The 24,104-nt window shown below is 69.7% G+C and carries 21 protein-coding genes, 1 tRNA gene, 1 other RNA gene and 1 pseudogene; 12 read left to right on the top strand and 12 right to left on the bottom strand.

The features are described from left to right. Positions 1 to 22: 22 nt before the first annotated feature. Together OF380_RS04320 and OF380_RS04325 are read right to left on the bottom strand one after the other, a co-directional pair. On the bottom strand, positions 23 to 1,096 hold the full coding sequence (locus tag OF380_RS04320) for an efflux RND transporter periplasmic adaptor subunit (protein ID WP_264051182.1): 1,074 nt from the start codon (positions 1,094 to 1,096) through the stop codon (positions 23 to 25). 41 nt (positions 1,097 to 1,137) lie between these two features. After that, positions 1,138 to 2,271 (bottom strand): efflux RND transporter periplasmic adaptor subunit, encoded by a 1,134-nt coding sequence (locus OF380_RS04325; RefSeq protein ID WP_264049557.1) that lies wholly within the window; start codon positions 2,269 to 2,271, stop codon positions 1,138 to 1,140. A 190-nt stretch (positions 2,272 to 2,461) separates the two neighbouring features. On the opposite strand from OF380_RS04325, the gene OF380_RS04330 reads away from it, so the two are divergent. After that, complete coding sequence (locus OF380_RS04330) at positions 2,462 to 3,055, top strand: TetR/AcrR family transcriptional regulator (protein WP_264049558.1); 594 nt, start codon at positions 2,462 to 2,464, stop codon at positions 3,053 to 3,055. A 16-nt stretch (positions 3,056 to 3,071) separates the two neighbouring features. Here the strand turns inward: OF380_RS04330 and OF380_RS04335 are convergent, their stop codons facing one another. From OF380_RS04335 to OF380_RS04345, 3 genes are all read right to left on the bottom strand, one after another. Continuing rightward, positions 3,072 to 3,905 (bottom strand): sterol desaturase family protein, encoded by an 834-nt coding sequence (locus OF380_RS04335; protein ID WP_264049559.1) that lies wholly within the window; start codon positions 3,903 to 3,905, stop codon positions 3,072 to 3,074. A gap of 96 nt (positions 3,906 to 4,001) precedes the next feature. Then, the gene (locus tag OF380_RS04340) at positions 4,002 to 4,868 is read right to left on the bottom strand and encodes a creatininase family protein (RefSeq protein WP_264049560.1); all 867 of its coding nucleotides are present in this window, start codon (positions 4,866 to 4,868) and stop codon (positions 4,002 to 4,004) included. 48 nt (positions 4,869 to 4,916) lie between these two features. Beyond that, positions 4,917 to 5,825 carry a histone deacetylase family protein gene (locus tag OF380_RS04345; RefSeq protein WP_264051183.1) on the bottom strand — a complete coding sequence of 303 codons (909 nt, stop codon included), beginning with the start codon at positions 5,823 to 5,825 and terminating at the stop codon, positions 4,917 to 4,919. 246 nt (positions 5,826 to 6,071) lie between these two features. Between OF380_RS04345 and OF380_RS04350 the strand changes: the two genes are divergently transcribed. From OF380_RS04350 to OF380_RS04360, 3 genes and pseudogenes are all read left to right on the top strand, one after another. Then, the gene (locus OF380_RS04350; protein ID WP_404810536.1) at positions 6,072 to 7,241 is read left to right on the top strand and encodes a ceramide glucosyltransferase; all 1,170 of its coding nucleotides are present in this window, start codon (positions 6,072 to 6,074) and stop codon (positions 7,239 to 7,241) included. Between the two features lie 273 nt (positions 7,242 to 7,514). Then, positions 7,515 to 8,837 (top strand): tetratricopeptide repeat protein, encoded by a 1,323-nt coding sequence (locus OF380_RS04355; RefSeq protein ID WP_264049561.1) that lies wholly within the window; start codon positions 7,515 to 7,517, stop codon positions 8,835 to 8,837. A gap of 187 nt (positions 8,838 to 9,024) precedes the next feature. Beyond that, positions 9,025 to 9,746: pseudogene (locus tag OF380_RS04360) on the top strand (transposase). A gap of 116 nt (positions 9,747 to 9,862) precedes the next feature. Here the strand turns inward: OF380_RS04360 and OF380_RS04365 are convergent. Next, positions 9,863 to 9,946, bottom strand: a tRNA-Leu gene (locus tag OF380_RS04365). Positions 9,947 to 10,114: 168 nt separating this feature from the next. Between OF380_RS04365 and OF380_RS04370 the strand changes: the two genes are divergently transcribed. Both OF380_RS04370 and OF380_RS04375 read left to right on the top strand, forming a co-directional pair. Then, positions 10,115 to 10,696, top strand: a complete 582-nt coding sequence (locus OF380_RS04370; RefSeq protein WP_264049562.1) for a YqaA family protein — start codon at positions 10,115 to 10,117, stop codon at positions 10,694 to 10,696. 23 nt (positions 10,697 to 10,719) lie between these two features. Then, a complete protein-coding gene (locus OF380_RS04375; protein ID WP_264051185.1) occupies positions 10,720 to 11,208 on the top strand; it encodes a disulfide bond formation protein B in 489 nt (162 codons plus the stop codon). Between the two features lie 2 nt (positions 11,209 to 11,210). On the opposite strand, the gene OF380_RS04380 is transcribed toward OF380_RS04375, so the two are convergent. The 4 genes from OF380_RS04380 to cpdR form a co-directional block, all read right to left on the bottom strand. Next, positions 11,211 to 11,678, bottom strand: coding sequence for a DUF1178 family protein (locus tag OF380_RS04380; RefSeq protein WP_264049563.1), 468 nt, complete (start codon positions 11,676 to 11,678; stop codon positions 11,211 to 11,213). 64 nt (positions 11,679 to 11,742) lie between these two features. Beyond that, positions 11,743 to 12,552: a carbon-nitrogen hydrolase family protein gene (locus OF380_RS04385; protein ID WP_264051186.1), complete on the bottom strand. Its 810-nt coding sequence runs from the start codon at positions 12,550 to 12,552 to the stop codon at positions 11,743 to 11,745. A 35-nt stretch (positions 12,553 to 12,587) separates the two neighbouring features. Then, on the bottom strand, positions 12,588 to 12,845 hold the full coding sequence (gene grxC / locus OF380_RS04390; RefSeq protein ID WP_056179577.1) for a glutaredoxin 3: 258 nt from the start codon (positions 12,843 to 12,845) through the stop codon (positions 12,588 to 12,590). A 93-nt stretch (positions 12,846 to 12,938) separates the two neighbouring features. Continuing rightward, positions 12,939 to 13,295 (bottom strand): cell cycle two-component system response regulator CpdR, encoded by a 357-nt coding sequence (gene cpdR, locus OF380_RS04395; protein WP_003603128.1) that lies wholly within the window; start codon positions 13,293 to 13,295, stop codon positions 12,939 to 12,941. Between the two features lie 208 nt (positions 13,296 to 13,503). Between cpdR and OF380_RS04400 the strand changes: the two genes are divergently transcribed. From OF380_RS04400 to OF380_RS04410, 3 genes are all read left to right on the top strand, one after another. Then, positions 13,504 to 14,412, top strand: a complete 909-nt coding sequence (locus OF380_RS04400) for an N-formylglutamate amidohydrolase (RefSeq protein ID WP_264049564.1) — start codon at positions 13,504 to 13,506, stop codon at positions 14,410 to 14,412. Between the two features lie 166 nt (positions 14,413 to 14,578). Next, positions 14,579 to 16,744 (top strand): methylmalonyl-CoA mutase, encoded by a 2,166-nt coding sequence (scpA, locus tag OF380_RS04405; RefSeq protein WP_264049565.1) that lies wholly within the window; start codon positions 14,579 to 14,581, stop codon positions 16,742 to 16,744. Positions 16,745 to 16,936: 192 nt separating this feature from the next. Further along, entirely contained in the window at positions 16,937 to 18,370 is a 1,434-nt protein-coding gene (locus tag OF380_RS04410) for a mannose-1-phosphate guanylyltransferase/mannose-6-phosphate isomerase (protein WP_264049566.1), read from the top strand. 21 nt (positions 18,371 to 18,391) lie between these two features. On the opposite strand, the gene OF380_RS04415 is transcribed toward OF380_RS04410, so the two are convergent. Together OF380_RS04415 and OF380_RS04420 are read right to left on the bottom strand one after the other, a co-directional pair. Continuing rightward, on the bottom strand, positions 18,392 to 19,648 hold the full coding sequence (locus tag OF380_RS04415) for an FAD-dependent oxidoreductase (protein ID WP_264049567.1): 1,257 nt from the start codon (positions 19,646 to 19,648) through the stop codon (positions 18,392 to 18,394). A gap of 188 nt (positions 19,649 to 19,836) precedes the next feature. Continuing rightward, positions 19,837 to 21,372, bottom strand: a complete 1,536-nt coding sequence (locus OF380_RS04420; protein ID WP_264049568.1) for a YifB family Mg chelatase-like AAA ATPase — start codon at positions 21,370 to 21,372, stop codon at positions 19,837 to 19,839. Positions 21,373 to 21,568: 196 nt separating this feature from the next. Here OF380_RS04420 and OF380_RS04425 point away from each other — a divergent pair, with 196 nt between their 5' ends. The 3 genes from OF380_RS04425 (at position 21,569) to OF380_RS04435 (ending at position 24,055) form a co-directional block, all read left to right on the top strand. Beyond that, positions 21,569 to 21,832 carry a PepSY domain-containing protein gene (locus tag OF380_RS04425; RefSeq protein ID WP_264049569.1) on the top strand — a complete coding sequence of 88 codons (264 nt, stop codon included), beginning with the start codon at positions 21,569 to 21,571 and terminating at the stop codon, positions 21,830 to 21,832. 124 nt (positions 21,833 to 21,956) lie between these two features. Then, an RNA gene (gene ffs / locus OF380_RS04430) (signal recognition particle sRNA small type) lies at positions 21,957 to 22,053 on the top strand. A gap of 67 nt (positions 22,054 to 22,120) precedes the next feature. Further along, the gene (locus tag OF380_RS04435) at positions 22,121 to 24,055 is read left to right on the top strand and encodes a DNA polymerase III subunit gamma/tau (protein ID WP_264049570.1); all 1,935 of its coding nucleotides are present in this window, start codon (positions 22,121 to 22,123) and stop codon (positions 24,053 to 24,055) included. The last annotated feature ends 49 nt before the right edge of the window (positions 24,056 to 24,104 follow it).

Here is a 24,104-nt window from a genome sequence, read left to right on the forward strand (position 1 = left end):
GGGTCTCAGGAACGGCCGCGCCTCACGGCGCCGCGTCGGGCAGGCGCACGGCCTGCCCCTCCTGCAGGGTGTGGACGCCGGCCAGGACCACCCGGTCTCCGGCCTTGAGGCCCTCGCCGATGCTGACGCGGCTTGCCGTGCGGCGGATGACGGTGACGGCCTGCCGGTGGACGCTGCGGCCATCGGGCGCCACGAGCCAGACGGCGTCGCGCCCATCCGCGCTCAGCACGACGCTGGCGGGAAGCTCCACATGCACCGGCTCCGGCCGCGCCAGGGTGACGGTGAGCGTCGAACCGAGGCGGAACGCGTCCGAGGGGTTCAGCAGCGTCATCCGGATGCGCCGGCTGCGGGTGGTGCTGTCGGCGAAGGGCGCCGTCTCGCGTACCCGCGCGGTCGCGGTCACGTCCGGCGCGCTCTGGAGCGACACGGTGAACTGCGCGTCGGTGGGCATGGTGCCGACGAGGTCCTCGGGGATGTCGACCACCGCCTCGCGCTCCTCCGGGCGGGCCAGGGTCGCCACCGCCTGACCGGCGCTGAGCACCTGGCCCACCTCGGCGCTGCGCACCGTGACGACGCCGTCGAAATCCGCGTGCAGCTCGGTGTAGCCGATCTGGTCCCGCGCCTTCTGCAGGTTCGCCTCGGCCTGGGCGACGCGAGCCTGGGCGGTGTCCCGGCTCGCCACCGCCGTGTCGAACTGGGCCTGGGTGACGTTGCCGCCGGCGAGCAGGCGGCGGCGGCGAAGCTCCGTCGCGTTGGCGTTCTCGGCCTGGGCCCGGGCGTCGGCGAGGTCCGCCTCCGCCCGGGTCAGGGCGAAGCGGGACACCACCGGATCGAGGGCGGCGATGCGCTGGCCCTTGTGGACGACGTCGCCCACGGTGACGTCGCGGGCGATCATGCGCCCGGCGATCTGGAAGCCGATCTCCGACTGGTAGCGCGGCGCGACCACCCCCGCGAAGGGGCCGAAGACCCGCGCCTCGACCGGCTTGACGACCCGGTAGAGCACCGGCCGCACGGGCGGAGGCGCGGCGCTCTCCTCTCCCTGGCAGGCACCGAGGCAGACGGCGAGCACGAGGGCGCCGAGGGCGGGACGGATCATGGTGGGCCGGTTGGGGGTGGAATGGATCGGGGTGGAACGGCTCACGGCGTCGCCTCGACGGTCTCGGCGACGGCGACCTTCTGGCCCGGCCGGAGCAGCTGGATGCCCGCCACCACGACCTCCTCGCCGGGCTTCACGCCCCCCTTCAGTGCGATGGTGTCGGAACCGTAGCGCTCGATCACCACGGGCCGGGGCGCGACGGTGCCGGCGCCGGTATCCCGCACCCATACGGCGGGCCCGTTCTCCCAGCGGTAGAGGGCGGACCAGGGCAGCACGATCGCCTGGCGCGGCCGGAACCTGCCGGTGCCGATCACCACGGCGCCGAGGCTCATGGCCGGGGGCGTCGTCTCGAGCCCGACCTTGACCCGCACGGTGCCGGAGGCGGCATCCACGCTCGGCGAGATCTCGCGCACCTGCCCCACCGTCCTGACGCGTGGGTCGGCCTGGAGCGTCACCTCCACAGTCTTGCCCCCGGGGGGCGCCGCCAGCACCGCCTCGAAGATGTTGAACACCGCGTCGCGCGGACCGTCCTCGGCCATCGCCAGCACGACCTGGCCGGCCTGTACCACCTGCCCGACCTCGAAGGTCCGGCTCAGGACGATGCCGTTCACCCCGGCCTTCAGGTCGGTGTAGGAATATTGCTCCTCGGCGCTGCCCAGCGCCGCCTTGGCCGAATCCACCGCGGCCTGGGTGGTGCGCAATTGCTGCTCCGCGTCGTCGTAGCTCGGACGGGTGGTGTAGCCGCTGGCGAGCAGTTGCTCCTGGCGCTTGAAGCTCAGTTTGGCCTGGGTCAGCAGCGCCTCGGCGGAGGTGAGCGCGGCCTGGGCGTTGTTGAGGTTGGCGCGCTGCTCCTGCGGGTCGAGCCTGGCCAGCACCTGGTCGGCGCTGACGTGGTCGCCCACCTCCACCAGGCGCCGGGCGATCTTGCCGTTGGTCCGGAAGGCGACGTTGACCTGCGACTGGGCCTGGATGTCCCCCGTGAAGATCAGGTCGGAGGAGATGGTGCTGGGCTTGGCCACCACGGTGCGCACGAGGGCCGGAGCGGGCGTCCGCTGCGCCGGCGCGTCGCCGGCAGCGCGGGCCGGGGGCGCCGCGGCCAGGAGGGCGGACGAAACAGCGATGCCCAGGGCCGCGATCCCGCATCCGGGCCGCCGAACGGTCGTCCTACCCATCATCGCGTCCTCAAGCCTCGACAGGACCCTATCGGCGGCAACCCATATCGGCTATCTTACCGACCGTCCAGACGGTTTTTTCTCGGGCGAACCGAAATCGTGCTCCCGCGTTTGCCAGGAACGTCCCGATGGACCACATCGTCCGGGCTTCACGGGCCGGCCTCCGGCTCCTCTTTCCCCAGCAGGATCGCTGATGACCAAGGCGCGCACCCGCCGCGAGGACCGGCCGGTGATCATCCTCGACGCCGCCGAGCGCCTGATCCGGCGGGTGGGCACGCGCACGCTGACCATCGACGCGGTGGCGGCGGAAGCGTCCCTGAGCAAGGGCGGCGTCCTGCACCACTACGCCTCCAAGGATGCGCTGATCTCGGCGCTGGCCGAACGCAAGCTGCGGGAGATTCGCGAGAGCGTGGCCGCGCACGAGGCGGAGCAGGGGCCGGGCCCGGCCGCCCTCCCCCTCGCGCTGATCGCCCATGCGCGCCAGGTCTATGCCGACGAGGACGGCTTCCCCCGCGCGCTGCTGCTGGCCTCGGCCGAGAACCCGGAGGCCTTCGCGGGCTTCAACGCCTTCCTCAAGCAGCGCCTCGCGCAGATGGAAGACGTGGCCTGCTGTCCCGGCGCCGGCGCGATGCTGACCTTCGCGACCCTCGGCCTGCTCCTGACCCGGACGCTCGGCTTCCACTGCCTGGAAGGCGCGGAACTCGAAAAGCTGTTCGACGCGATGGAGCAGGCCGCCCGGAGCCTGCCCAAGCCAGCCTCACTGAAGCCCGCCTCACTGAAACCTTGAGCGCAGCGCTCCGGATTCAGGCGCGGTTGCGGAAGGGGTGCAGGATCTGGCCCGCGAAATCCTTGGGGAAGGTCGGGTCGTCGATCCCGAAGCGCTCCGGCCGCTCGCCTTTCGGCATGTAGTAGGTGCCGAACATCAGATCGAGGATCGGAAAGGTCGCCGAGAAGTTCTTCGAGCCGCCCTGGTCGATGCCCGTGTGATGCCAGCGGTGGTAGACCGGGCTGACGATCACGGTCTTCAGGATCCCGAAATCCCAGTTCAGGTTGCTGTGGATCAGGGCGGAATGCCAGACCTGGAAGGGCGCCACGAAGGCGACGACCTCGAGCGGCATGCCGAGCAGGATCAGCACCACGTCCGGAAGCACGATGTGGATGAGGTCGTCGAACGGGTGGAAGCGGCGCGCCGACACCCAGTGCAGCTCCTCCGTGGAGTGATGCACCGCATGGTAGTGCCACAGGGTCATGGTGTGGAAGGCCCGGTGGGTCACGTACATCATGATGTCGATGAGCACGATGTAGACCGCGACGGCGAGCCAGAACGGCATGCCTGCGAGCAGGGACAACCCGATCGACGGCGTGGCCCCCGGGGTGCCGTCACCCATGATCAGCGAGAGCCAGAACGCTCCGGCGATGAGGAGCAGCAGGGCAAGGTAGCGGGTGAACAGCGGCGTGGCGAACCACCAGCAGACATCGGTGATCATCTCCGAGGTCCGCCACCAGGGCTTGCCGGCCCGCGCGGGAAACAGCGCGCACAGGATCGTGAGGACCACGGCCATCGCCAGCGTCGTCGGCAGACCCGTCAGGATCACCTCGCTGAATTGGGTCACGACAGCCTGGGCCCAGTCGGTCATCCGTCATCCTGCACGCGTGGCACTGCTGCAGCCTGATCTGGCAGGTCCGCCTTAAGGTTGGGTTGCGCCGATTCGGCGAAACCCGTGCGCGCCGGCTCAGGGTCCGCCGGGGCGCGTGCCCGTGCGGGCCGCCTCGATCTGAGCCAAAGCCGCCCGGATGCGCAGGTCGATGAGCGTCCGCCCGCGCTCGGCCGAGGCGCGCCGCGGATCGCCGCTGGCACCCGTGGCCTCGGCGCGGAAGCCGATCCCGGCGAGGCGGCCGAGGTCGACCCCTTCGGGTGCGATCGCCAGGAGTTCCGAGGTGTCCTGGATCCCCGCGTGGCGGCCGATCGTGTCCGGCGTCTCGCCCGCGGCCCGCAGCCATTCGAGCTGGGCGGCATCGTCGTAATACGCGCTCACGTCGACGACGCGGACACCCTCGGACAGCCATTCCCGGGACAGGCGCTCCGCGACCTCCCGCTGCGGCCCGGTGCTGGCCCCGTGATCGGCGAGGAAGCCGATGGTCCGGAAGCCGGCGAGCTTCAGGCTGCGGGCGATCCCCTCCAGGGTGCCGGCGAAGACGGCGTCCGGGACGCCGATGGTGCCGGGATAGCGCAGGTGCCCCTCGGGCGGGTCGTAGCTTCCCTGCGGCACGTAGGAGATGACGGGGGCGACCAGGGTCTTGCCCAGCCGCTCGGCGACCTGGCGCGCGGCCCAGCCGACGATGCGGTCGTGCTTGCCGGTGACCATGTGGATGCCGTTCTGCTCGATGCCGCCGCTCGGCACGAGCACGGTCGTGGTGCCGTGCGCGACCGCGCCGCGCACCTCCACCCACGACATCCGCGCGATCTCGACCTCGGCCGAGAGCGGCGCCGTGAGGGGCCGGCCGATCACGGCGAGCCCCGCGACCAGGGCCGCGAGGCAGAGGGCGGCCCACTTCGGCGCGGAGGCAGGGCGCAAGGCGGGAGGGACGGCGCGCGACATGACGGGCTCGGAACGACGACGGGCGGCGCGAGCCTAAGGCGTCGGGCGTTAACGGAGCGGTGCCCCCGCCGCCTCCGCCATGGCGACGAAGAGCAGCGCATGGCGGCCGGCCAGGGTGTCGATATCCGTGGCGTAGCCGCCGCCGATGACCCCGACGAGGGGAACCCCGCGCCGCCGGGCCTCGCCCACGACGAAGCGATCCCGCGCCAGCAGGCCCGCATCGGTGAGATCGAGGCGCCCGAGGCGGTCGTCACCGTGGGGATCGACGCCGGCATTGTAGAAGACGATGTCGGGCGCGAGCGCGTCGAGGAGCGGGCCGACATGGGCCTCCAGCACCGCGTGGTACCCGGCATCGTCCACGCCGTCGGGCAGCCCGACGTCGCGGTCGCTCGGGATCTTGCGGGCGGGATAGTTCTTCTCGGCATGGATCGAGAGGGTGAAGAGATCCGGGGTCACGCTGAGGCAATCGGCGGTGCCGTCGCCCTGGTGGACGTCGCAATCCACCACGAGGGCGCGGGCGATGGTGCCCTCCGCCTGGAGGGTGCGGGCGGCCACCGCCACGTCGTTGAAGATGCAGAAGCCGGCCCCGGTCGCGCGCCGGGCGTGGTGACTGCCCCCCGCCGTGCTCCCCGCGAGGCCGTGCGCCAGCGCGAGCCGGGCCGCCGCCAGGGTTCCGCCCACGGAGGCGCAGGAACGGGCCACCACCGAGGCGCCGACCGGCAGACCGATCTCGCGCTCGATGGCGCGGGGCACGTCGAGGGCGAGGACCGCCTCCACGTAGGCGCGGTCATGGGCGGCGGTGAGGAGGTCAGCGCCGGCGGGCTCGGGGCGTACGAAGCCGTCCGGCACGAGGCCCCGCGCCAGCAGGATCTCGGCGAGACGCCCGTACTTGCGCATGGGGAAGCGGTGCCCCTCGGGCAGGGTCGCCTCGTAGGCGGGATGGAAGACGATGGGCATGCTCAACGAGCGACCCCCACCTGCGCCGGCCCCATCATCGCCGTCCCCTTCGCCGGTTCTCCGGCCGGTTCACCGGCCGGTCCATCCGCCGAACCCTTCGCCGGCTCGGGCTGTCATACGCCTGAAGCATCAGGGCTGTTAGGGGCGCTGGGGTGGATCGGGTTGCGGCGTCGTGTCCGCGACCCGGGGCGGCGCGCGACGCCGGACCTCGTGGATGAAGGGACGTGACCGATGGGAGACGGTCTGATGGGACTTGAGACCGGACCCGTCGTCGCGCTGGCCCTGTGCGCGGCCCTGACCCTGATCAACCTCGCCGGCATCGGAGTGGCGGCGATGCGCCTCGGCCGGCGCAACCGCGATCCGGTGTTTCCCCTCGGCGCCCCGATCTCCCTGGTGCGGCCCGTCTGCGGGCTCGAACCCTTCAGCGAGGAGCTGCTCGCGCGCGGCTTCCGGCTGGCCCATCCCGATTACGAGCTCATCTTCTGCGTGGCGGATGGCGCCGACCCCATCGTCCCGCTCCTGCACCGGCTGATGGCGGCCCATCCGGGTGTTCCGTCGCGCCTCATCGTCGGCGACGAGCGCATCAGCGACAACCCGAAGCTCAACAATTGCGTGCGCGGCTGGGAGGCGGCCCGGCACGACTGGGTGGTGCTCGCCGATTCCAACGTGCTGATGCCGCCGGACTACCTGCAGCGGCTCCAGGCGGCCTGGCGCCCCGACACCGGCCTCGTCTGCTCGACGCCGATCGGCGCCCGGCCGGACGGGCTGTCGGCGGCGGTGGAATGCGCCTTCCTCAACACCCTGCAGGCGCGCTGGCAATATACCGGCGAGGCCCTCGGCCTCGGCTTCGCCCAGGGCAAGAGCATGCTCTGGCACAAGCCCTTCCTCGAAGCGCGCGGCGGCATCCGCGCCCTCGCCGCCGAGATCGCCGAGGACGCGGCGGCGACGAAGCTGGTGCGCGCGGCCGGCGCCCGGGTCCACCTCGTGGCCGCACCCTTCGACCAGCCCCTGGGGCGCCGCACCCTGCGCGAGGTCTGGTCGCGCCAATTGCGCTGGGCCCGCCTGCGCCGCGTCACCTTCCCGCTGTTCTTCGCGCCCGAGATCGGCAGCGGCCCCCTCCTGCCCTTCGCCCTCGCCCTCGCGGCCGCCCCCTCGGCGGTCCTGACCGCCTGCCTCCTCGGCCTCGCCGCGCTCTGGTACGGCGCCGAGATGGCCCTGGCGGCACGCGCGGACTGGTACCGCGCCCCGCGCCTCCTCCTCGCCTTCGTCATCCGCGATGCGCTGATCCCCCTCCTCTGGACCAGCGCCTGGATGCGTGGCGCGATCCTTTGGCGTGGCAACGCGATGGATATCCGAAGTAAAGGCGTCTCAGGCTTGAAGTGGCGACGCCTACGCCCAGGCACAGGCGTAGCGTGAAACCAACGCCTTCAGCTTTGGCTTTCAGTGAGCGATCATTCTCCAAGCATCAATCAATTTCTGATAAATATAAAATACACTGGCCTGATTAAAATCCACTACTATAAATGTAAATTAATTTTCGAGAATTCAGCCTAAATTTTCCGGATCAGCGCGATAAGCTCTGAATCCTACACTGTACTGCAAGCCGCCGAACAGTTGGCATCGGCCCATAGATTGCCGTAAGATGGCTGCGAAAATTCTAAAGCCACAGCAACCTTCTGCAGGCAAGACGTGACGACGCCATCCGAAATTCTACACAAGATACGCCAATCGATCGTATCCGGCGATCGCAGCAACATCTCGGATCTTGTATCGCGAGCCCAGCGCATAAGCGTAACCGACTATCATATTGTGGTAGAAATTGCCATTCTGCTACGTGACAACGGGCATTTCGATCAGTCTGCGTTCATGTGCAATGAGGTTCTCCGCAACGACGAAAACCATGTCGCAGCACTCTACGAACTGTCTATTTTACAAGCGATGCAGGGCCGCCATGTAGAGGCTTTGCTGGGCTTGGAACGGATACTTGTCTCCTGCCCGGCGGATGAACGGAGCCTCCGGTTTGCCGCCCGTATGAGCGCGCGTATCGGCGATTACGCCGCGGCGCGGCGCTATATCTATCGCGCCGACGAGACCTGTCCGGCGCATCCGGACATTCCGTGGCTCCGTGACCTGATAGGCTACATGGAAGCGTTTCCCGCCGGCGTCGCGGATCGTCTCACGCAGCTCTATGAGCGGGACCGCCTTTCGACCACAGCGGAAACCATTGTGAGCTGGGCCTCCGCTTCATTGCAGAGACGTGAAGGATTTTCCCTCATTCGGCTGGGCGATGGGGAGGGTGCGTTCTGTCGAATTTCGTCGGATGACGAGAGACAGTACCCACATATCTACGAGCATTGTCGTCAGGACCGAGCCCGGGTCTGGTTCAACAACGAGATTGACATCCATCAATCGGGCTTCACGGAGACGGCCTTCACCCTGCGGGATGCGATCCAGAATGCCAATGTCGTCGGCATGCCATACCGGAACTGGGTCGAACACGAGTATAAGTTCTGCAGTCCCACGGGGATCGTCGGACTTATCAATGCACTTCGAGTCGCACAACTTCCATCCGTGAAACGATCTCAATCTTGGACGTCACAATTAGTCCATATGGACCTTCTTCAGAAGGGAATTCTGGGGAACCTGCTACGCGAGCACCGGCGCGTAAGTCTTATCTCCTGCCTCTCAGGCGCGGCGGAGGCGATCAGGACCCATTTCGAACTCGAGGAGGTGACGCTCTACCGGATCCCGGGGGAAAAGCTGCACGCGGCGCAGCTTGGAGCAGAGACAACGGTCGGGCGCCACTACCCTGAACGCTACAACGAACTTATGGAAGAGTTAGCAAAACCGCTGCACGGACAACTCTTCCTCGTGGCAGGAGGGCTACTTGGAAAGCTGTACTGCAATCGCATCAAAATCAGCGGCGGCGTCGCCCTGGATATCGGCTCGGTCGTAGACAATTGGATGGGAAAAGCGACCCGTCCTGACAACGATCCGCGTCATGCTTTGTAAGGGGTGGTCTTGATGCACCCCGACCGGCACGATCATATACGTGGCCGAGAATACGCCTGCCGAAGGCTGTACAGACCGCAAGGGGGGCAGTCTCCCTCTGGCCGATGTCGATCAAGGTGATACCGACGGGAGACTTGGAGCGCCTAACAGAACGGTACCGAGCGGGCCTTTCCAGCGTTGGCTTGGCATAGACGGATCAATTCTCCCCGATGATTTTCGGAATGAGTTCGCTCCGCTCCTGCCGCCGCCTCAGCCGCGCCCGAAGGGTCGGCGTCGTCCGATCGAGAACTGGGCCGCACTGACGGGCATCCTGTTCGTGCTGCGCTCGGGCCTCCCATGGGAGATGCTGCCCGCTGAGAAGAGTTGCGGCTCCGGTATGAGTTGCGGGCGTCGGCTGCGGGATCGATAGGCGGTCGGCGTGTGGAGCCGTTTGAATCAGGTGTTGCTGTAGCGCCTACCCGCGTCGAGTGAGATCAACTAGAGCCGAGCTTGCCTGGACAGCGCGTCTGTCCCGGCAAAAAGGCGGCCTGCCACCGGCCCGAACCCGACAGACCGGGGCGAGACGGGCACGAAGCGCCACCTCGTAACCGATGCGCGCGACACGCCGCTCGGCTTCTGCCTGAGCGAAGCCGACTGGCGCGACAACCGCATGCTGGCAGCCACCATCGATGCCATCCCCTCTGTGCAGAGTGGGCGGCCCGGGGGATCGTCCCGCGCATCGCGCGCAAGGGCATGAGAGCCGCGAGAAACTCGGTCGTCACCATTGGGATTGTGGAGCGCACCCACGCCTGGTTCACTCGCTTCCGCCGCCTGCCCATCCACTACGAGCGACGCGCCGACATCTACGAGGCCTTCACGAGCCTCGCAGCCCGCATCATGACCCTCAATCAGATCAGACGGCTTTGTTAGGCGCTCTAAGCCGGCTAGCCTCGCGCGACCGGTCGATACCTTCCTAGTCTAAAACTGGGGCCTAGTCTAAAACTGGGGGAGGTCTTCAATCACGACAGATGAAGCAAAGCCAGAACTGGTGCCCGCGGAGGGACTCGAACCCCCACGCCTCTCGGCTTCCGATTTTGAGTCGGACGCGTCTACCATTCCACCACGCGGGCACGCGGCGAATGTCCTGCCGCGCGCGCCGCATCCTGTCAACCGAGCCCCACGAGCGGCCGCGCCCACCGCCTGCGGTTTGTTGCGGATGCGGCCCGGGATCGCTCGCCAGGGCGGGCGGGGTGTGGTCAAAGAGCGCCGCCCGTCGCTTCCAGCCTGTCCGGACTCCCATGATCCGTCGCCTCTACGAATGGATCCTCGCCCTCGCGGGGAAGCCCTCGGCGCCCTACGCCCTCGGGGCGGTGGCCTTCGCGGAAAGCTCCTTCTTCCCCGTGCCGCCGGACGTGATGCTGGTGCCGATGGCGGTGAGCCGGCCCGACCGGGTCTGGTTCTACGCGCTCGTCACCACCCTGGCCTCCGTGGCGGGCGGGTTGCTCGGCTACGCCATCGGGGCGCTGCTGTTCGATTCCATCGGGCAATGGGTGTTCCGGGTCTACGGCCTCAGCGACAAGGCCGCGACCTTCCAGGAATCCTACGCCCAGTACGGCCACTGGGTGATCCTGCTGAAGGGTCTCACCCCGATCCCGTTCAAGCTCGTGACCATCACCTCGGGCTTTGCCCATTACGACCTGTTCTGGTTCGTGGTGCTCTCGCTGCTGACGCGGGGCGCGCGGTTCTTCCTGCTCGCTGGACTTCTCGGGCGCTACGGCGTTCAGATCCGCGGGGTGCTCGACCGGCACCTCAACGTGGTGGCGGCGATTTCCGTCGCGGTGATCGTCCTGGGCTTCGTCCTGTTCAAGGTTCTGCTGTAGCGATGCGAGGGACACCCGTGGAGATCGATGACGCTTCGCTGCTGCGCCTGCGCCGGGCCGCCCTCCTCCTCCTCGTCGGCGCGGTGCTGACGCTCGGCGGGGCCTTCTATTTCCAGTGGGTGCTCGGCTACGTGCCGTGCAAACTCTGCCTGACGGAGCGCCTGCCCTATTACGCGGCGATTCCGCTGGCGCTCGCCGGACTCGTGCTGCCCCCTCGCCTGACCCGCCTCGCCCTCGGCCTCGCGGCCCTGGGCCTGCTCTACGGCGCCGGCCTCAGCGTCTATCACGCCGGGGCCGAATGGAGCTTCTGGCCGGGGCCCAGCGATTGCGGCGGCGGCGCGGGAGCCAACCCGGCGGCGATCGGGGATTTCCTGAATGCCCTTCAGACCACGCGGGTGGCCGATTGCTCGACCGCGGCCTGGCGCCTGCTCGGGATCTCGCTCGCGGGCTGGAATGCCCTGGTCGCCTTCGCCCTCGCCGCGATCTCCGGAACAGCGGCGCTGAAGCCCTGAGCTCAATGCCGCTCGTCGGGAGCCGGCGGCAGCGGGGCCACCGCAATGCCCTCGTCGAGCAGCGCCCGCGCTTCGTCGAGGCTGGCCTGCCCGTAGATCGCGCGGGTCTCGGCCTCGCCGTAATGCATGCGGCGAGCCTCCTCGGGAAAGCGCGGCCCGACATCGTCCGCGCCCTTCGTCGCTTCCGCACGCAGGGCCTGCATCAGGGCGCGCAGGCGCTGTTCCGGCTCGGTCGTGGCCAGTTGCGGCACGACCTCTGCGGGTTGCGGGGGCGTGGCCACCGCAGGCGCTTCGGCCCCCCGCCCGCTGCGGGCGATGGCCGGAGCCATCATGCCCTTGCCGACCCGCGCCGAGCCGCAGACCGGGCAGGTCACGAATCCGCGCGCCACCTGGTCGTCGTAGGAATCGCTCGAGGGAAACCAGCTCTCGAAGCCGTGCCCGGCCTCGCAGGCGAGGGTGTAGCGAATCATGGGCGAGGGTGATGCGACCGAGGGGGACGGGACCGGAGGTGACGGAACGGGTTCGCGGACGGGGTCAGGAGGGCCGCCCCACCCGCTCGACGGTGAAGGGGCGGGCGTGCTGCAGCGCCGGGATTCGGGCGCGGGCGTCGGTGACGCGGGCGAGGTCGATCTCGGCCAGGATCACGCCGGGCTCCGCTCCGCCCGCATCGGCGAGCACCTGGCCCCAGGGATCGACGATGAGCGAGTGGCCGTAGGTGTCGCGCCCGTCCTCGTGGTGCCCGCCCTGCGCCGCCGAGATCATGAACGAGCCGGTCTCGATGGCGCGGGCCCGGTGGAGCACGTGCCAGTGCGCCTCGCCGGTCCGCTGCGTGAAGCAGGCGGGCGCGGTCAGGATCGTCGCCCCGGCCTCGGCCAGGGACCGGTAGAGCGCGGGAAAGCGGATGTCGTAGCAGATGGCGAGCCCGAAGGGCGCCCAGGGCGTCTCGGCCACCACCGCGCAGGCGCCGCCCGTATAGGTCGCCGATTCCCGCCAGCGCTCGCCGTTGGGCAGGTCCACGTCGTAGAGGTGCAGCTTGTCGTACGAGGCGGTGATCGCGCCCTGCGCATCGATCAGGAAGGCCCGGTTGGCGACCTTGTCCCCGTTGCGGATCGCCAGCGACCCGACCTGGATCACGATGCCGCGCTCGCGGGCGACCTCGCGCAGGGCCGCCAGGGTCGGGTCGTCGTCCTGGCCCGTGACCTTCTGGAACAGGCTCGCCTTGCTGCGCTCCACCAGGGAGGTCATCTCGGGCGTCTGCACGTAATGCGCGCCCGCCTCGGCCGCTTGGCGCACCAGCGCCACGGCGGCGTCGCGGTTGGCCAGCGGATCGCGCCCGGAGCGCATCTGCACGCAGGCGGCGGTGAAGCGGGGCGCGGGGCTCACGCGGCCACCAGGGGGTCGAGCTTGCCCGCGCCGTTGAGGGCGTAGAGATCGTCGCAGCCGCCCACATGGGTGTCGCCGACGAAGATCTGCGGCACGCTGGTGCGTCCGCCGGCGCGCTGGACCATGGTCGCGCGGGAGCCCGACGTCTTCTCGACGTCGATCTCCGTGAAGGCGATGCCCTTGTCGCGCAGCAGGCTCTTGGCCGCCGAGCAGTACGGGCACCACGCGGTTGTGTAGATCGTGACCGGCTTCATCGTCGCAAGCGCCCCATCCCAATCCCACCAGCATATAGGCGAGCGCGGCGGCTCTTCCTACTGCCCGGTTCGACGGGGACGCGGAAGCGACGGTCAGGCCGCGAGCAGCTTCTCCACCTCGTTGACGAGGTCGCGCAGGTGGAACGGCTTCGAGAGGACCTTGGCGTCCTTCGGGGCCTTCGAATCCGGGTTCAGCGCCACGGCGGCGAAGCCCGTGATGAACATCACCTTGATGTCGGGATCGAGCTCGGTGGCGCGGCGCGCCAGCTCGATGCCGTCCATCTCGGGCATCACGATGTCGGTCAGGAGCAGTTCGAACGGCTCTTCGCGCAGGCGGTTATAGGCTGAGAGGCCGTTGTCGAACGACAGCACGTCATAGCCGGCGTTCTGCAACGCCTTGGCCAGGAAGCGGCGCATGTCGTTGTCGTCTTCCGCCAGGAGGATCTTCATCGAGCGGCGTCCCGTACCTTTGATTCGCAGTGTTCTTTCCACAAAGCACCGGCTTGGTAAACAGAACGTTGCCGAAGCCCCCGGGCGCGGGTGTCCAATGGCACGACGGGAGCCGCGCCTGCGGACGCGATGCCCTGGACAGGCCAGCCGGCAAACCGCAAAGTGGACCGATGCGTTGTCCCGTCCGCACCGAGGCGCCCGCGCCGCGATGACAGAGCCGTCGCCCTTCCCGAACGCGTCCGAGGTGGCCGCGTTCGACCCGCCCTTCGCGGTCGACGAGCCGGCGGCGCACACGCTGCCCTTCGTGTTCAACACGCCCCATTCCGGGGCGGTCTATCCTCCGTCCTTCCTGGCCGCCTCACGTCTCGGCGCCCTCGCGCTGCGGCGCTCCGAGGACGCGCATGTGGACCGCCTGTTCGCCCCCGTGGTCGACCTCGGCGCCCCCCTGATGCGGGCGCATTTCCCCCGCGCCTATCTCGACGTGAACCGGGAGCCCTACGAACTCGACCCGCGCATGTTCGACGGGCGCCTGCCGACCTTCGCCAACACGCGCTCCATGCGGGTGGCAGGCGGGCTCGGCACGATCCCGCGCCTCGTCGCGGACGGGCAGGAGATCTATCGCGGGCGCCTCCCCGTCGAGGCCGCAATCGAACGCATCGAGGCCCTGTACAAGCCCTATCACCGGACCCTGCGCGCCCTGATCCAGCGCACGGCGCGCCAGTTCGGCCACGCCATCCTGATCGATTGCCACTCCATGCCCTCGTCGAGCCTGGGGCGCGACGAGGCGGCCCGGGCCGACTTTATCTTGGGGGACCGCTTCGGCACGGCCTGCGCGCCGATCCTGATCGACGCCTTCGAGCACCATCTGCGGGCGCGGGGCTACCGGGTGCTGCGCAACAAGCCCTATGCGGGCGGCTTCATCACCGAGCATTACGGCGAGCCGAACGTCGAGCGCCACGCGCTCCAGATCGAGATCAATCGCGGCCTCTACATGAACGAGGCGACGCTGGCGATCACGCCGGGTTTCTCGGAGCTGGTCTGGCACCTGCGCAGCGTCGTCACGGCCGTGGCCGCCGAGGTGCAGGGCCTTTCGCCGACGCGAATGGCGGCGGAGTAGCGGGAACGCGAAAATTCATTTGCGTCGGGTCCGAAAAGATTTGTCCGGTCCGCGCGGGAAAGTGACGGTTTTGTCGGCCCCTTCCGGGGCAAGTCCGGTTAGGAGTAGCCCGGACCCGGCGCATACCTATAATGCAGGCCTGACGCCGCCGCACGAGCCAGAGCCCATGACGTCTCGCATCCCCGACTTCGCGTCCGTTCCCTACACGGCCGATGCCGTCCCGGCTCCGGTGCCGCCCGTGGGCGAACCCTGGATGACGCCCGAGGGCATTCCGGTGAAGGGGGTCTATGGGCCCGAGGACCGCGACGGCATCGAGTTCCTCGATACCTATCCGGGCGTGGCGCCGTTCCTGCGCGGGCCCTACCCGACCATGTACGTGACCCAGCCCTGGACCATCCGGCAATATGCCGGCTTCTCCACGGCGGAGGATTCGAACGCGTTCTACCGGCGCAACCTCGCGGCCGGGCAGAAGGGCCTGTCGGTGGCCTTCGACCTCGCCACCCACCGGGGCTACGATTCCGACCACCCGCGCGTCTCGGGGGATGTCGGCATGGCGGGTGTGGCGATCGACTCGATCTACGACATGCGGACGCTGTTCTCCGGCATCCCGCTCGACGAGATGACGGTGTCGATGACGATGAACGGCGCGGTGCTGCCGATCCTCGCCCTCTACATCGTGGCCGCCGAGGAGCAGGGCGTGCCGCCCGAGAAGCTCGCCGGCACGATCCAGAACGACATCCTCAAGGAGTTCATGGTCCGCAACACCTACATCTACCCGCCGGCGGGTTCGATGCGGATCATCGGCGATATCTTCGCCTACACTTCGAAGAACATGCCGAAGTTCAACTCGATCTCGATCTCCGGCTACCACATGCAGGAAGCCGGCGCGACGAACGACCTCGAGCTCGCCTACACCCTCGCCGACGGCGTCGAGTACATCAAGGCGGGCTTGGCGGCCGGGCTGACCATCGACCAGTTCGCGCCCCGCCTGTCCTTCTTCTGGGCGATCTCGACGAACTTCTTCATGGAGATCGCCAAGATGCGGGCCGCGCGCCTGATCTGGGCCAAGCTCGTCAAGGAGTTCGAGCCGAAGAGCGACAAGTCCCTGCCACTGCGCACCCATTCGCAGACGAGCGGCTGGTCGCTGACCGCGCAGGACGTGTTCAACAACGTCACCCGCACCTGCATCGAGGCGATGGCGGCGACCCAAGGCGGCACCCAGTCGCTGCACACCAATGCCCTCGACGAGGCGCTGGCCCTGCCCACCGACTTCTCGGCCCGCATCGCCCGCAACACCCAGCTCTTCCTGCAGCAGGAGAGCGGCACGACGCGCATCGTCGACCCGTGGGGCGGCTCCTACTACGTGGAGAAGCTGACGCAGGACATCGTCGCCCGCGCCTGGGAGCATCTGCGCGAAGTCGAGGAACTCGGGGGCATGGCCAAGGCCATCGAGGCCGGGATCCCGAAGCTGCGCATCGAGGAGGCCGCCGCCCGCGCCCAGGCCCGGATCGATTCCGGCCGCCAGACCATCGTGGGCGTCAACAAGTACAAGCCGGAGGACGACCGCGCCATCGAACTGATGCGGGTCGACAACGGCAACGTCCGCACCCTGCAGATCGACAAGCTGAAGCGCCTGCGCGCCGAGCGCAGCCAGGCCAACGTCGACGCGGCCCTTGCCGCGCTGACGGCCGCCGCACAGGGCCAGGGCAATCTCCTCGAACTCGCGGTCAGCGCGGCGCGGGCCAAGGCCACGGTCGGCGAGATCTCGGATGCCCTCGAGAAAGCCTGGGGCCGGCACCGGGCCGAGATCCGCTCGATCTCGGGTGTCTACAAGCGGGAGGTGGGTGGCATGTCGCCGGTGGTCGAGACCGTTCGCAAGCTCGTGGAGGCCTTCGAGGAGAACGACGGGCGCCGGCCGCGCATCCTCGTCGCCAAGATGGGCCAGGACGGGCACGACCGTGGCCAGAAGGTCATCGCCTCCGCTTTCGCCGATCTCGGCTTCGACGTGGATATCGGGCCGCTCTTCGCCACTCCGGCCGAGGCCGCCCGCCAAGCCGTCGAGAACGACGTCCACATCGTCGGCGTGTCGTCGCTCGCCGCCGGCCACCTCACCCTGGTGCCGGAACTCAAGGCGGCGCTGACCGAGCAGGGCCGCGGCGACGTGATGATCGTCATCGGCGGCGTGATCCCGCCGGGCGACTACGACGCCCTCTACGCAGCCGGCGCCTCGGCGATCTTCCCGCCCGGCACCGTCATCGCGGAAGCCGCCGTGAAGTTGATCGAGGAGCTGAACGGACGTCTCGGCTACGCGGCGCGCCAGGCCGCCGAGTAGCTTCGCCGGCAAACCGGAAGAGCCCTGCGTGCCGGCCCGGCTACGGGAACGCGCATTAACACCGTTGTGTCTTTCGCAATCCAGGCTGGTGGCGGCCAAGCTTCGGACACGCTACGATGCAGCGGGGAATCCGGCCTGAGCGCCGCACGGGGGGAAGCCCTGCGCGACCCGGCTCCGGGGGAAGAAGTGTCGATGTCCGAGCAGACGAGCCAGTTGATTCACCCGGTGATCCTGTGCGGTGGTTCGGGCACCCGGCTGTGGCCGGCCTCGCGCGAGAGCATGCCCAAGCAGTTCACCCGGCTCGTCAGCCTCGAGTCCTCGACCTTCCAGGACACCGCACGGCGCCTCGCGGATGCCGACGTGTTCGAGCGGCCCTGCGTGCTCACGAGCAGCGATGCCCGCTTCATCGTCGCCGAGCAGCTCGCGGAGATCGGCATCGACGCCGACATCATCCTGGAGCCGGAGCGGCGCGACTCGGCGGCCGCCGTGGCCGTGGCGGCCCTCCACGCGGCGCGGCGCGACCCGCGGGCCGTGGTGCTGATCCTCGCCGCCGACCACGTCATCGGCGACACGCCCGCCTTCGTGGAGGCCGCGCGCCACGCCGCCGCCGGCGCGCGGGCCGGACAGATCATGACGCTCGGCATCACCCCGACCGCGCCGGCCACCGGCTACGGCTACATCCGCGTGGGTGCTGCCCTCGACGGCGCCTCGGGCAATCACCGGGTCGAGCACTTCGTGGAGAAGCCGGACCGGGCCGGGGCCGAGCGCCTGATCGCCGAGGGCGCCCTGTGGAATTCCGGCTATTTCCTGTTCCGCGCCGACGTGATGCTGGCCGAACTGGAAGCCCACGTTCCCGAGATCCTCACCGCGACGCGGGCGGCGCTCGACGGCGCGGTGCGCGACCTCGACTTCGTCCGCCTCGATGCCGCCGCCTTCGGGCGGGCGCCGAAGACCTCCATCGACTACGCGGTGATGGAGCGCACCGAGCGGGCGGGGGTGCGTCCCGTCGCGTTCCCCTGGTCCGATGTCGGCACCTGGGACGCGGTCTGGGCCGTGCTGCCCCACGACGCGGAGGGCAACGCCCTGCGCGGCCGGGTGGAAGCTCTCGATACGCGGGGCAGCCTGATCCACAGCGAGGGCGAGCACCTGACCACCGTGGTGGGCCTCGACGACGTCGTGGTGGTGACCACCGCCGACGCGGTGCTGGTGACCTCGAAGGCGCGGGCGACCCAGGTGAAGGACCTCGTCACGCGCTTGCGCGAGAAGGCCCATCCGGAGGCGGACGCCCATCGGCGCATGTACCGCCCCTGGGGCTGGTACCAGCGCATCGACATCGGCGAGCGCTTCCAGGTGAAGCGCATCCTGGTGACGCCGGGCGGACGGCTCTCGCTGCAGAAGCACTACCACCGCGCCGAGCACTGGGTGGTGGTCAAGGGCACGGCGGAGGTCACGCTCAACGACGCGGTGGTGCTGGTGCACGAGAACGAGGCGATCTACCTGCCCATCGGCTCGATGCACCGCCTCACCAACCCGGGCAAGATTCCCCTCGAACTCATCGAGGTGCAGGTGGGCTCCTATACCGGCGAGGACGACATCATCCGCGTCGAGGACATCTACGGGCGCTAGCTTTTCGGTCCCTGAGCGGATTCAGAGACGCTCCAGCAGCTCCGCGATCGGCGCGACGATGACGGCCAGTGCCTGCGCACAGCGATGCGCCGTGAAGGCGCAGGCCGAGCGGGCATCCGCTGCCGCGCGCGCCAGGGTCCAGCGCGCGCCCCGTCCGACGGCGAGGCCGCGCAGCCGGTTGCTGAGGGCGAGGCTCTCGCGGTCGAAATCCGTCTTGACCCGGTCGGCGTAGAAGCCCGCGATCTTCTCCGTGCCCATGCCCGGCGTCGCGAGCCAGGCCGGGACGTGTTCCCGGCAGAGGCGCTCCACGTCGATCAGCGCCTTATGCATGCCGGTGCCGGAGACGGGACACGACGTGCAATAGGCATCGCCGATCAGGACGACCCCCGCGCGCTCGTGTCCCCGGGTCTGGCGCAGGTCGATCGGCCGGATATCGACGCCGCCCTCGATCGCGAGCGGTCCGCAGACCCGCTCGAGGTTCGGCAGCGTCCGCCGCAGCGTCGCCTCCGGTGCCTGCCGGAAGTCGCGCATCCAGGCCTCGTCATGCTCGCGGTAGACGAACAGGTTGGCGCGCATGCGCGACCCGATCGGGAACAGCGAGATGTAGGAGACGCGGTCGCTCCGGTGCTCCCCGTAATAGACGATCGACTCGAACGGATAATCGCTCGGCGGCGCCTTCAGGTAGAACCCGATGCAGATCGAGTGGTCGTGCGTGGCATCGACCACCTCGATCCCGACATGCCGGTGGATGGCGGCACTCGGGCCGGTGGCCACGATCAGCAGGCGCGCCTCGACCACAGCGCTGTCGTTCAGGGTTACCCGCTGGAGGTCCGGCCCGGTCGCGATCTCGGCGATGAGCCCGAACCGGAGCTCGACCCGTGCCGGCAGGGCCGCCCGCAGGGCGGTGACGAGGCTCTTGTAGGCGAAGGCGTATTCCAGGCGGGCGCGGCGCTTCATGACCCGCCCGAACCGGGCGATCCAGACGCTGCGGATCGGCGTCGCCGCCGCGCGCACCGTCTCGCCGAGGCCCAGCCGGTCGAACAGGGCGAGGATGTCGGTTCCGAGCTTCTCGGCCCTGAGGCTCGGCGGCACCACCGCCGCCGCGTCGATCAGGACCACGTCGGCCCCGCCCCGCGCCAGCGTGGCGGCCGCGACGCTGCCCGCGAGGCCGGCGCCGATGACGACGATGTCGGCCCGTCGCGGTTCGGGCGCGCCCGCCAGGGCCGCAAGCGTCTCCGGGACCTTCGGGGGACTCGTGACAGCGGGTTCGTGACGCATGAAAACCGTATCGGCACACGGGATTAAAATCGATCACGATCCTGTCAGCGAAATCCGACCGCGCAAAGCACGGCGCGACAGCCGAAGGTTGAAAAGCCGAGACTTGAGTAGTCTGCGCCCCTCCCGGATCCGTCCTCCCCGGGCCCCGGCAGCGAGTCGCCGGTCCCGCGCCGACGCCCCGGCCCCGATCAGGCGGGGACCGGCTGCTCCGCCCGGCCGCGATAGGACAGGGCCTCGGCGAGGTGGATGCGACGGACCTGCGCCTCGCCGTCGAGGTCGGCCAGCGTCCGGGCGACCCGCAGGGTCCGGTGGAAGCCGCGCGCCGAGAGGCGCATCGATTCGGCCGCCGTGCGGATGAGGGCCGCGCCCTCCGGGTCGGGGGCCGCCACCGCCTCGATCACAGGGGCGGGGCAGGTCGCGTTGGTGACGGAGCCGGGCAGGTCGCGGGCCTCGTAGCGTGCGCTCTGGAGGGCGCGGGCGGCCGCGACCCGGGCGGCCATCTCGGCCGAGCCCTCCGCGGGCGGCGGCAGGATCAGGTCGGCGGCCGTCACCGCGCCGACCTCGATGCGCAGGTCGATGCGGTCGAGGAGCGGGCCGGAGATGCGGGCGCCGTACTGCGCCACGCAGCGCTCGTTCGGGCCCTTGCGGCAGGCATAGCCCGGCTCCAGGGCCTGGCCGCAGCGGCACGGATTCATCGCCGCGACGAGCTGGAAGCGGGCCGGATAGGTCACGCGGTGGTTCGCGCGCGCGATCATCACCGTGCCGGTCTCCAGGGGCTGGCGCAGGGAATCGAGCACCTGGGGCGTGAATTCGGGCAACTCGTCGAGGAACAGCACGCCACCATGGGCCAGCGAGACCTCGCCGGGGCGGGCATTGACGCCGCCGCCGACGAGGGCCGCCATCGAAGCGGAGTGATGCGGCTGCCGGAACGGGCGTCGGTTCGAAAGGGCGCCGCCCTTCAGCTCGCCGGCGACCGACTGGATCATCGAGACTTCGAGGAGTTCGCGGGGGGCCAGCGGCGGCAGAATGGAGGGCAGGCGCGCGGCCAGCATCGACTTGCCCGCCCCCGGCGGTCCGTTCATGAGCAGGTTGTGCCCGCCCGCCGCCGCGATCTCCAGAGCGCGCTTGGCGCCCTCCTGGCCCTTGATGTCGCGCAGATCGGCCAAGGGGCCGCCAGGGGCCGCGATGGCGGGCTCCGGCCGGGCCATGACCTGCGTGCCCTTGAAGTGGTTGGCGAGCTGGATCAGCGAACGCGGCGCCAGGACGTCGAGGTCGCCGCCCGCCCAGGCCGCCTCCGGCCCCGTCGCGGCCGGGCAGATCAGCCCGAGCCCGCGTTCATGGGCGGCCATCGCGGCGGGCAGCACGCCGGAGACGGCGGTGATCGTCCCGTCGAGGGCGAGTTCGCCGAGCACGCAGTACCCGGCCAGGGCATCCGCCGGCAGGGCGCCGATGGCTCCCATGACGGCAAGCGCGATGGGCAGGTCGTAGTGCGAGCCTTCCTTGGGCAGGTCGGCGGGGGCGAGGTTCACGGTGATGCGTTTGGCCGGCAGCGCCAGGCCCGAGGCGATGAGGGCGGAGCGGACCCGCTCGCGCGATTCCGCCACCGCCTTGTCGGCCAGTCCCACCACGGTGAAGGCCACGATGCCGGGGGCGATCTGCACCTGGACATCGACGGCCCGCGCCTCGACGCCCTCGAAGGCCACGGTGGCGACGCGGGTGACCATGCTGAGAACCGCCCCTGTCCGCACGCATGCGGGCACCCGATGCCGGGCCCGCGAAATCCCCGCGACCGTAGGGGCGGGCCGGGCCCGATACAACCGCTGGACGCAGGGGATCCGGCGCCGGCGGTGGAACCTCCCCCGCGTTGAAATGTTCGCAGGGCGTCGGAAGACCAACTCATCAGCAACAGGGAGTTCGCACATGACGCTCAAGGTCACGGGCCTCGCCGCCCTCGCCCTCGGCCTCGCCCTCACGGGTTCCGCCTCCGCCGATCGGGCACCCACCCCGGAAGAGCAGACCCGGATCGAGGCCGTGCTGAAGCAGGAAGGCTTCACCAAGTGGAAGAAGATCGAGGTCGAGGACGACGAGATCGAGGTGGACGACGCCATCGACGCCAACGGCAAGCAGTTCGACCTGGAACTCGACCCGAAGACCTTTGCCATCGTGAAGCGCGAAGCCGAGTAGGCCGCCAGGCCAGCCGGATCGGAGCCCATCGGAACGGGGCGGGGCGGAATGGGGCGGGGCGGACTGGGGGTGTCGAGGGCATCGCCCGCTTGCATCCGCCCCGGACCCCGGCCATATAGCGCTCGGGAGGTTGGCGAGGGACGTTTCACTCGCCAACCGGGTCAGGTCCGGAAGGAAGCAGCCCTAACGAGACCGAGCGGGTCTTCGTCCAGCCTCCCACCTCTTTCGATGCCCGGGCTCGCGCGGCGGCACCCTCCGACCGGAGCCGCACCCAACCCACAAGGCGGCATGGACGCGACCTCCGGTCACTCAAGCGATGCCGGGCTCCTGCCCGGCCTTCCCGAGCCGGTGCAGGCCGCCACACCCTACCGGGTGCTCGCCCGCAAGTATCGCCCCCAGAACTTCGACGACCTGATCGGCCAGGGCGCCATGGTGCGCACGCTGGCCAACGCGTTTTCGGCCAACCGCATCCCGCAGGCCTGGATGCTCACCGGCGTGCGCGGCGTCGGCAAGACCACCACGGCCCGCATCCTGGCCCGCGGCCTCAACTACGTCCGCGACGGGCATCCCGATACCGGCCCCACCATCGCCATGCCGGAACTCGGCCGCCACTGCCGCGCCATCATGGAATCCCGGCACATGGACGTGCTGGAGATGGATGCGGCCTCGCATACCGGCATCGACGACGTGCGCGGCATCATCGACGGCATCCGCTACTCCCCGACGGAGGCCCGCTACAAGGTCTACATCGTGGACGAGGTCCACATGCTCTCCGAGAAGGCGTTCAACGCCTTCCTGAAGACGCTGGAGGAGCCGCCCCCGCACGCCAAGTTCGTGTTCGCAACCACCGAGATCCGCAAGGTGCCGGTGACGATCCTGTCCCGCTGCCAGCGCTTCGACCTGCGCCGCGTCGAAGCCGAGACCCTGGTGGGGCACCTCGCCCGGATCTGCGCGGCCGAGAGCGTCGAGGCGGATGCCGAGGCGCTGGCCGCGATCACGCGGGCGGCGGAAGGCTCGGTGCGCGACGCGCTCTCGCTCCTCGACCAGGCCATCGCGCACGGGGCCGGCCACGTCAGCGCCCAGGGCGTGCGCGACATGCTGGGCCTCGCCGATCGCGGCCGCATCGTCGACCTGTTCGAGGCGATGATGCGCGGCGACATCCCGGCCGCCTTCGCGGAGGTGCGCGGCCAGTACGAGGCCGGGGCCGACCCCGCCGTGATCCTCTCCGATCTCGCGGGCTTCACCCACCTCGTCACGCGCCTGAAGCTGGTGCCGGAGGAGGCCGCCGCCGACCCGACGCTGAGCGAGGCCGAACGCGCGCGCGGAGCCGAGTTCGCCCGCAAGCTCTCGATCCGGGTGCTCTCGCGGGCCTGGCAGATCCTCCTGAAGGCCATTCCCGAGGTTCAGACCGCGACGCGCCCGCTGGCGGCGGCGGAGATGGCCCTGGTGCGCCTCGCCTACGCGGCCGACCTGCCGACCCCGGATGAAGCGCTGCGCCAGATGAAGGCACAGGCACTCGTGGGGACGCCATCCTCCTCCGGCGCGGGTGGTTCCCCCTCCCCCGCGCCCGAGACCATGGGGGGCCGGCCGGCGCTGCCGCCGATTCCAACCTTCACGGATCGACCCGCGCCGCCCGCACCCGTGGCGATGGCCGCTCCGGGTGCCGTGGGTCTTACGCAAGGCGCCGGCAGCATGAGTCAGGGCGCCGCGAGCCTGGCTCAAGCCAGCCCCGCTCAGGCCGCCCGCCCGGTCGTGGCGCGCGTCGCGCCCGCGCCGCAGCCCGAGGGCCCGCGCCTGACGCGGTTCACCGACGTGGTGGCCCTCGCCGATGCCCGGCGCGACATCGGCCTGAAGATGGCGCTGGAGCGCGAGGTCCACCTCGTGCGCTTCGAGGAGGGCCGCATCGAGTTCCGCCTCGCCGAGGGCGGGCGCCCCGGCATCGCCAACGACCTCGCCCGGGCGCTCGACGCCTGGACCGGCCGCCGCTGGATCGTCGCCCTGTCGAAGGAGGCGGGCGAGCCGACGCTGGACGCCACCGCCCGGGCCGCGACGCAGACGCGCCACGAGAACGCCGCCGCCCACCCCCTGGTGCGCGAGGTGCTGGCGCGCTTCCCCGGTGCGCAGATCATCGACGTGCGCGACCTCGCCCCCGAGGTCTCGCCCGCCACCGAGGCCGCCCCGACCGGCGAGGCCGAGACGGACGAGCCCGACGACGAGGCATAGCCCCGGCCGGCCCGCCGCCTCAGATTCCAGTCCGTCACCGGACGTGAAA

This window comes from Methylobacterium sp. FF17 (assembly GCF_025813715.1).
In the GTDB taxonomy this organism is placed as follows: domain Bacteria; phylum Pseudomonadota; class Alphaproteobacteria; order Rhizobiales; family Beijerinckiaceae; genus Methylobacterium; species Methylobacterium flocculans.

Bases quoted from the DNA above. Each gene is read 5' to 3' on its own strand.
- OF380_RS04340 (WP_264049560.1), bottom strand. From the start codon at position 4,868: ATGTCGCGCGCCGTCCCTCCCGCCTTGCGCCCTGCCTCCGCGCCGAAG.
- OF380_RS04350 (WP_404810536.1), top strand. From the start codon at position 6,072: ATGGGACTTGAGACCGGACCCGTCGTCGCGCTGGCCCTGTGCGCGGCC.
- OF380_RS04410 (WP_264049566.1), top strand. From the start codon at position 16,937: ATGTCCGAGCAGACGAGCCAGTTGATTCACCCGGTGATCCTGTGCGGT.
- cpdR (WP_003603128.1), bottom strand. From the start codon at position 13,295: ATGAAGATCCTCCTGGCGGAAGACGACAACGACATGCGCCGCTTCCTG.
- OF380_RS04400 (WP_264049564.1), top strand. From the start codon at position 13,504: ATGACAGAGCCGTCGCCCTTCCCGAACGCGTCCGAGGTGGCCGCGTTC.
- scpA (WP_264049565.1), top strand. From the start codon at position 14,579: ATGACGTCTCGCATCCCCGACTTCGCGTCCGTTCCCTACACGGCCGAT.
- OF380_RS04335 (WP_264049559.1), bottom strand. From the start codon at position 3,905: ATGACCGACTGGGCCCAGGCTGTCGTGACCCAATTCAGCGAGGTGATC.
- OF380_RS04320 (WP_264051182.1), bottom strand. From the start codon at position 1,096: ATGATCCGTCCCGCCCTCGGCGCCCTCGTGCTCGCCGTCTGCCTCGGT.
- OF380_RS04380 (WP_264049563.1), bottom strand. From the start codon at position 11,678: ATGATTCGCTACACCCTCGCCTGCGAGGCCGGGCACGGCTTCGAGAGC.
- OF380_RS04325 (WP_264049557.1), bottom strand. From the start codon at position 2,271: ATGATGGGTAGGACGACCGTTCGGCGGCCCGGATGCGGGATCGCGGCC.
- grxC (WP_056179577.1), bottom strand. From the start codon at position 12,845: ATGAAGCCGGTCACGATCTACACAACCGCGTGGTGCCCGTACTGCTCG.
- OF380_RS04415 (WP_264049567.1), bottom strand. From the start codon at position 19,648: ATGCGTCACGAACCCGCTGTCACGAGTCCCCCGAAGGTCCCGGAGACG.
- OF380_RS04425 (WP_264049569.1), top strand. From the start codon at position 21,569: ATGACGCTCAAGGTCACGGGCCTCGCCGCCCTCGCCCTCGGCCTCGCC.
- OF380_RS04385 (WP_264051186.1), bottom strand. From the start codon at position 12,552: ATGCGCTCCGGGCGCGATCCGCTGGCCAACCGCGACGCCGCCGTGGCG.
- OF380_RS04345 (WP_264051183.1), bottom strand. From the start codon at position 5,825: ATGCCCATCGTCTTCCATCCCGCCTACGAGGCGACCCTGCCCGAGGGG.
- OF380_RS04435 (WP_264049570.1), top strand. From the start codon at position 22,121: ATGGACGCGACCTCCGGTCACTCAAGCGATGCCGGGCTCCTGCCCGGC.
- OF380_RS04370 (WP_264049562.1), top strand. From the start codon at position 10,115: ATGATCCGTCGCCTCTACGAATGGATCCTCGCCCTCGCGGGGAAGCCC.
- OF380_RS04330 (WP_264049558.1), top strand. From the start codon at position 2,462: ATGACCAAGGCGCGCACCCGCCGCGAGGACCGGCCGGTGATCATCCTC.
- OF380_RS04420 (WP_264049568.1), bottom strand. From the start codon at position 21,372: ATGGTCACCCGCGTCGCCACCGTGGCCTTCGAGGGCGTCGAGGCGCGG.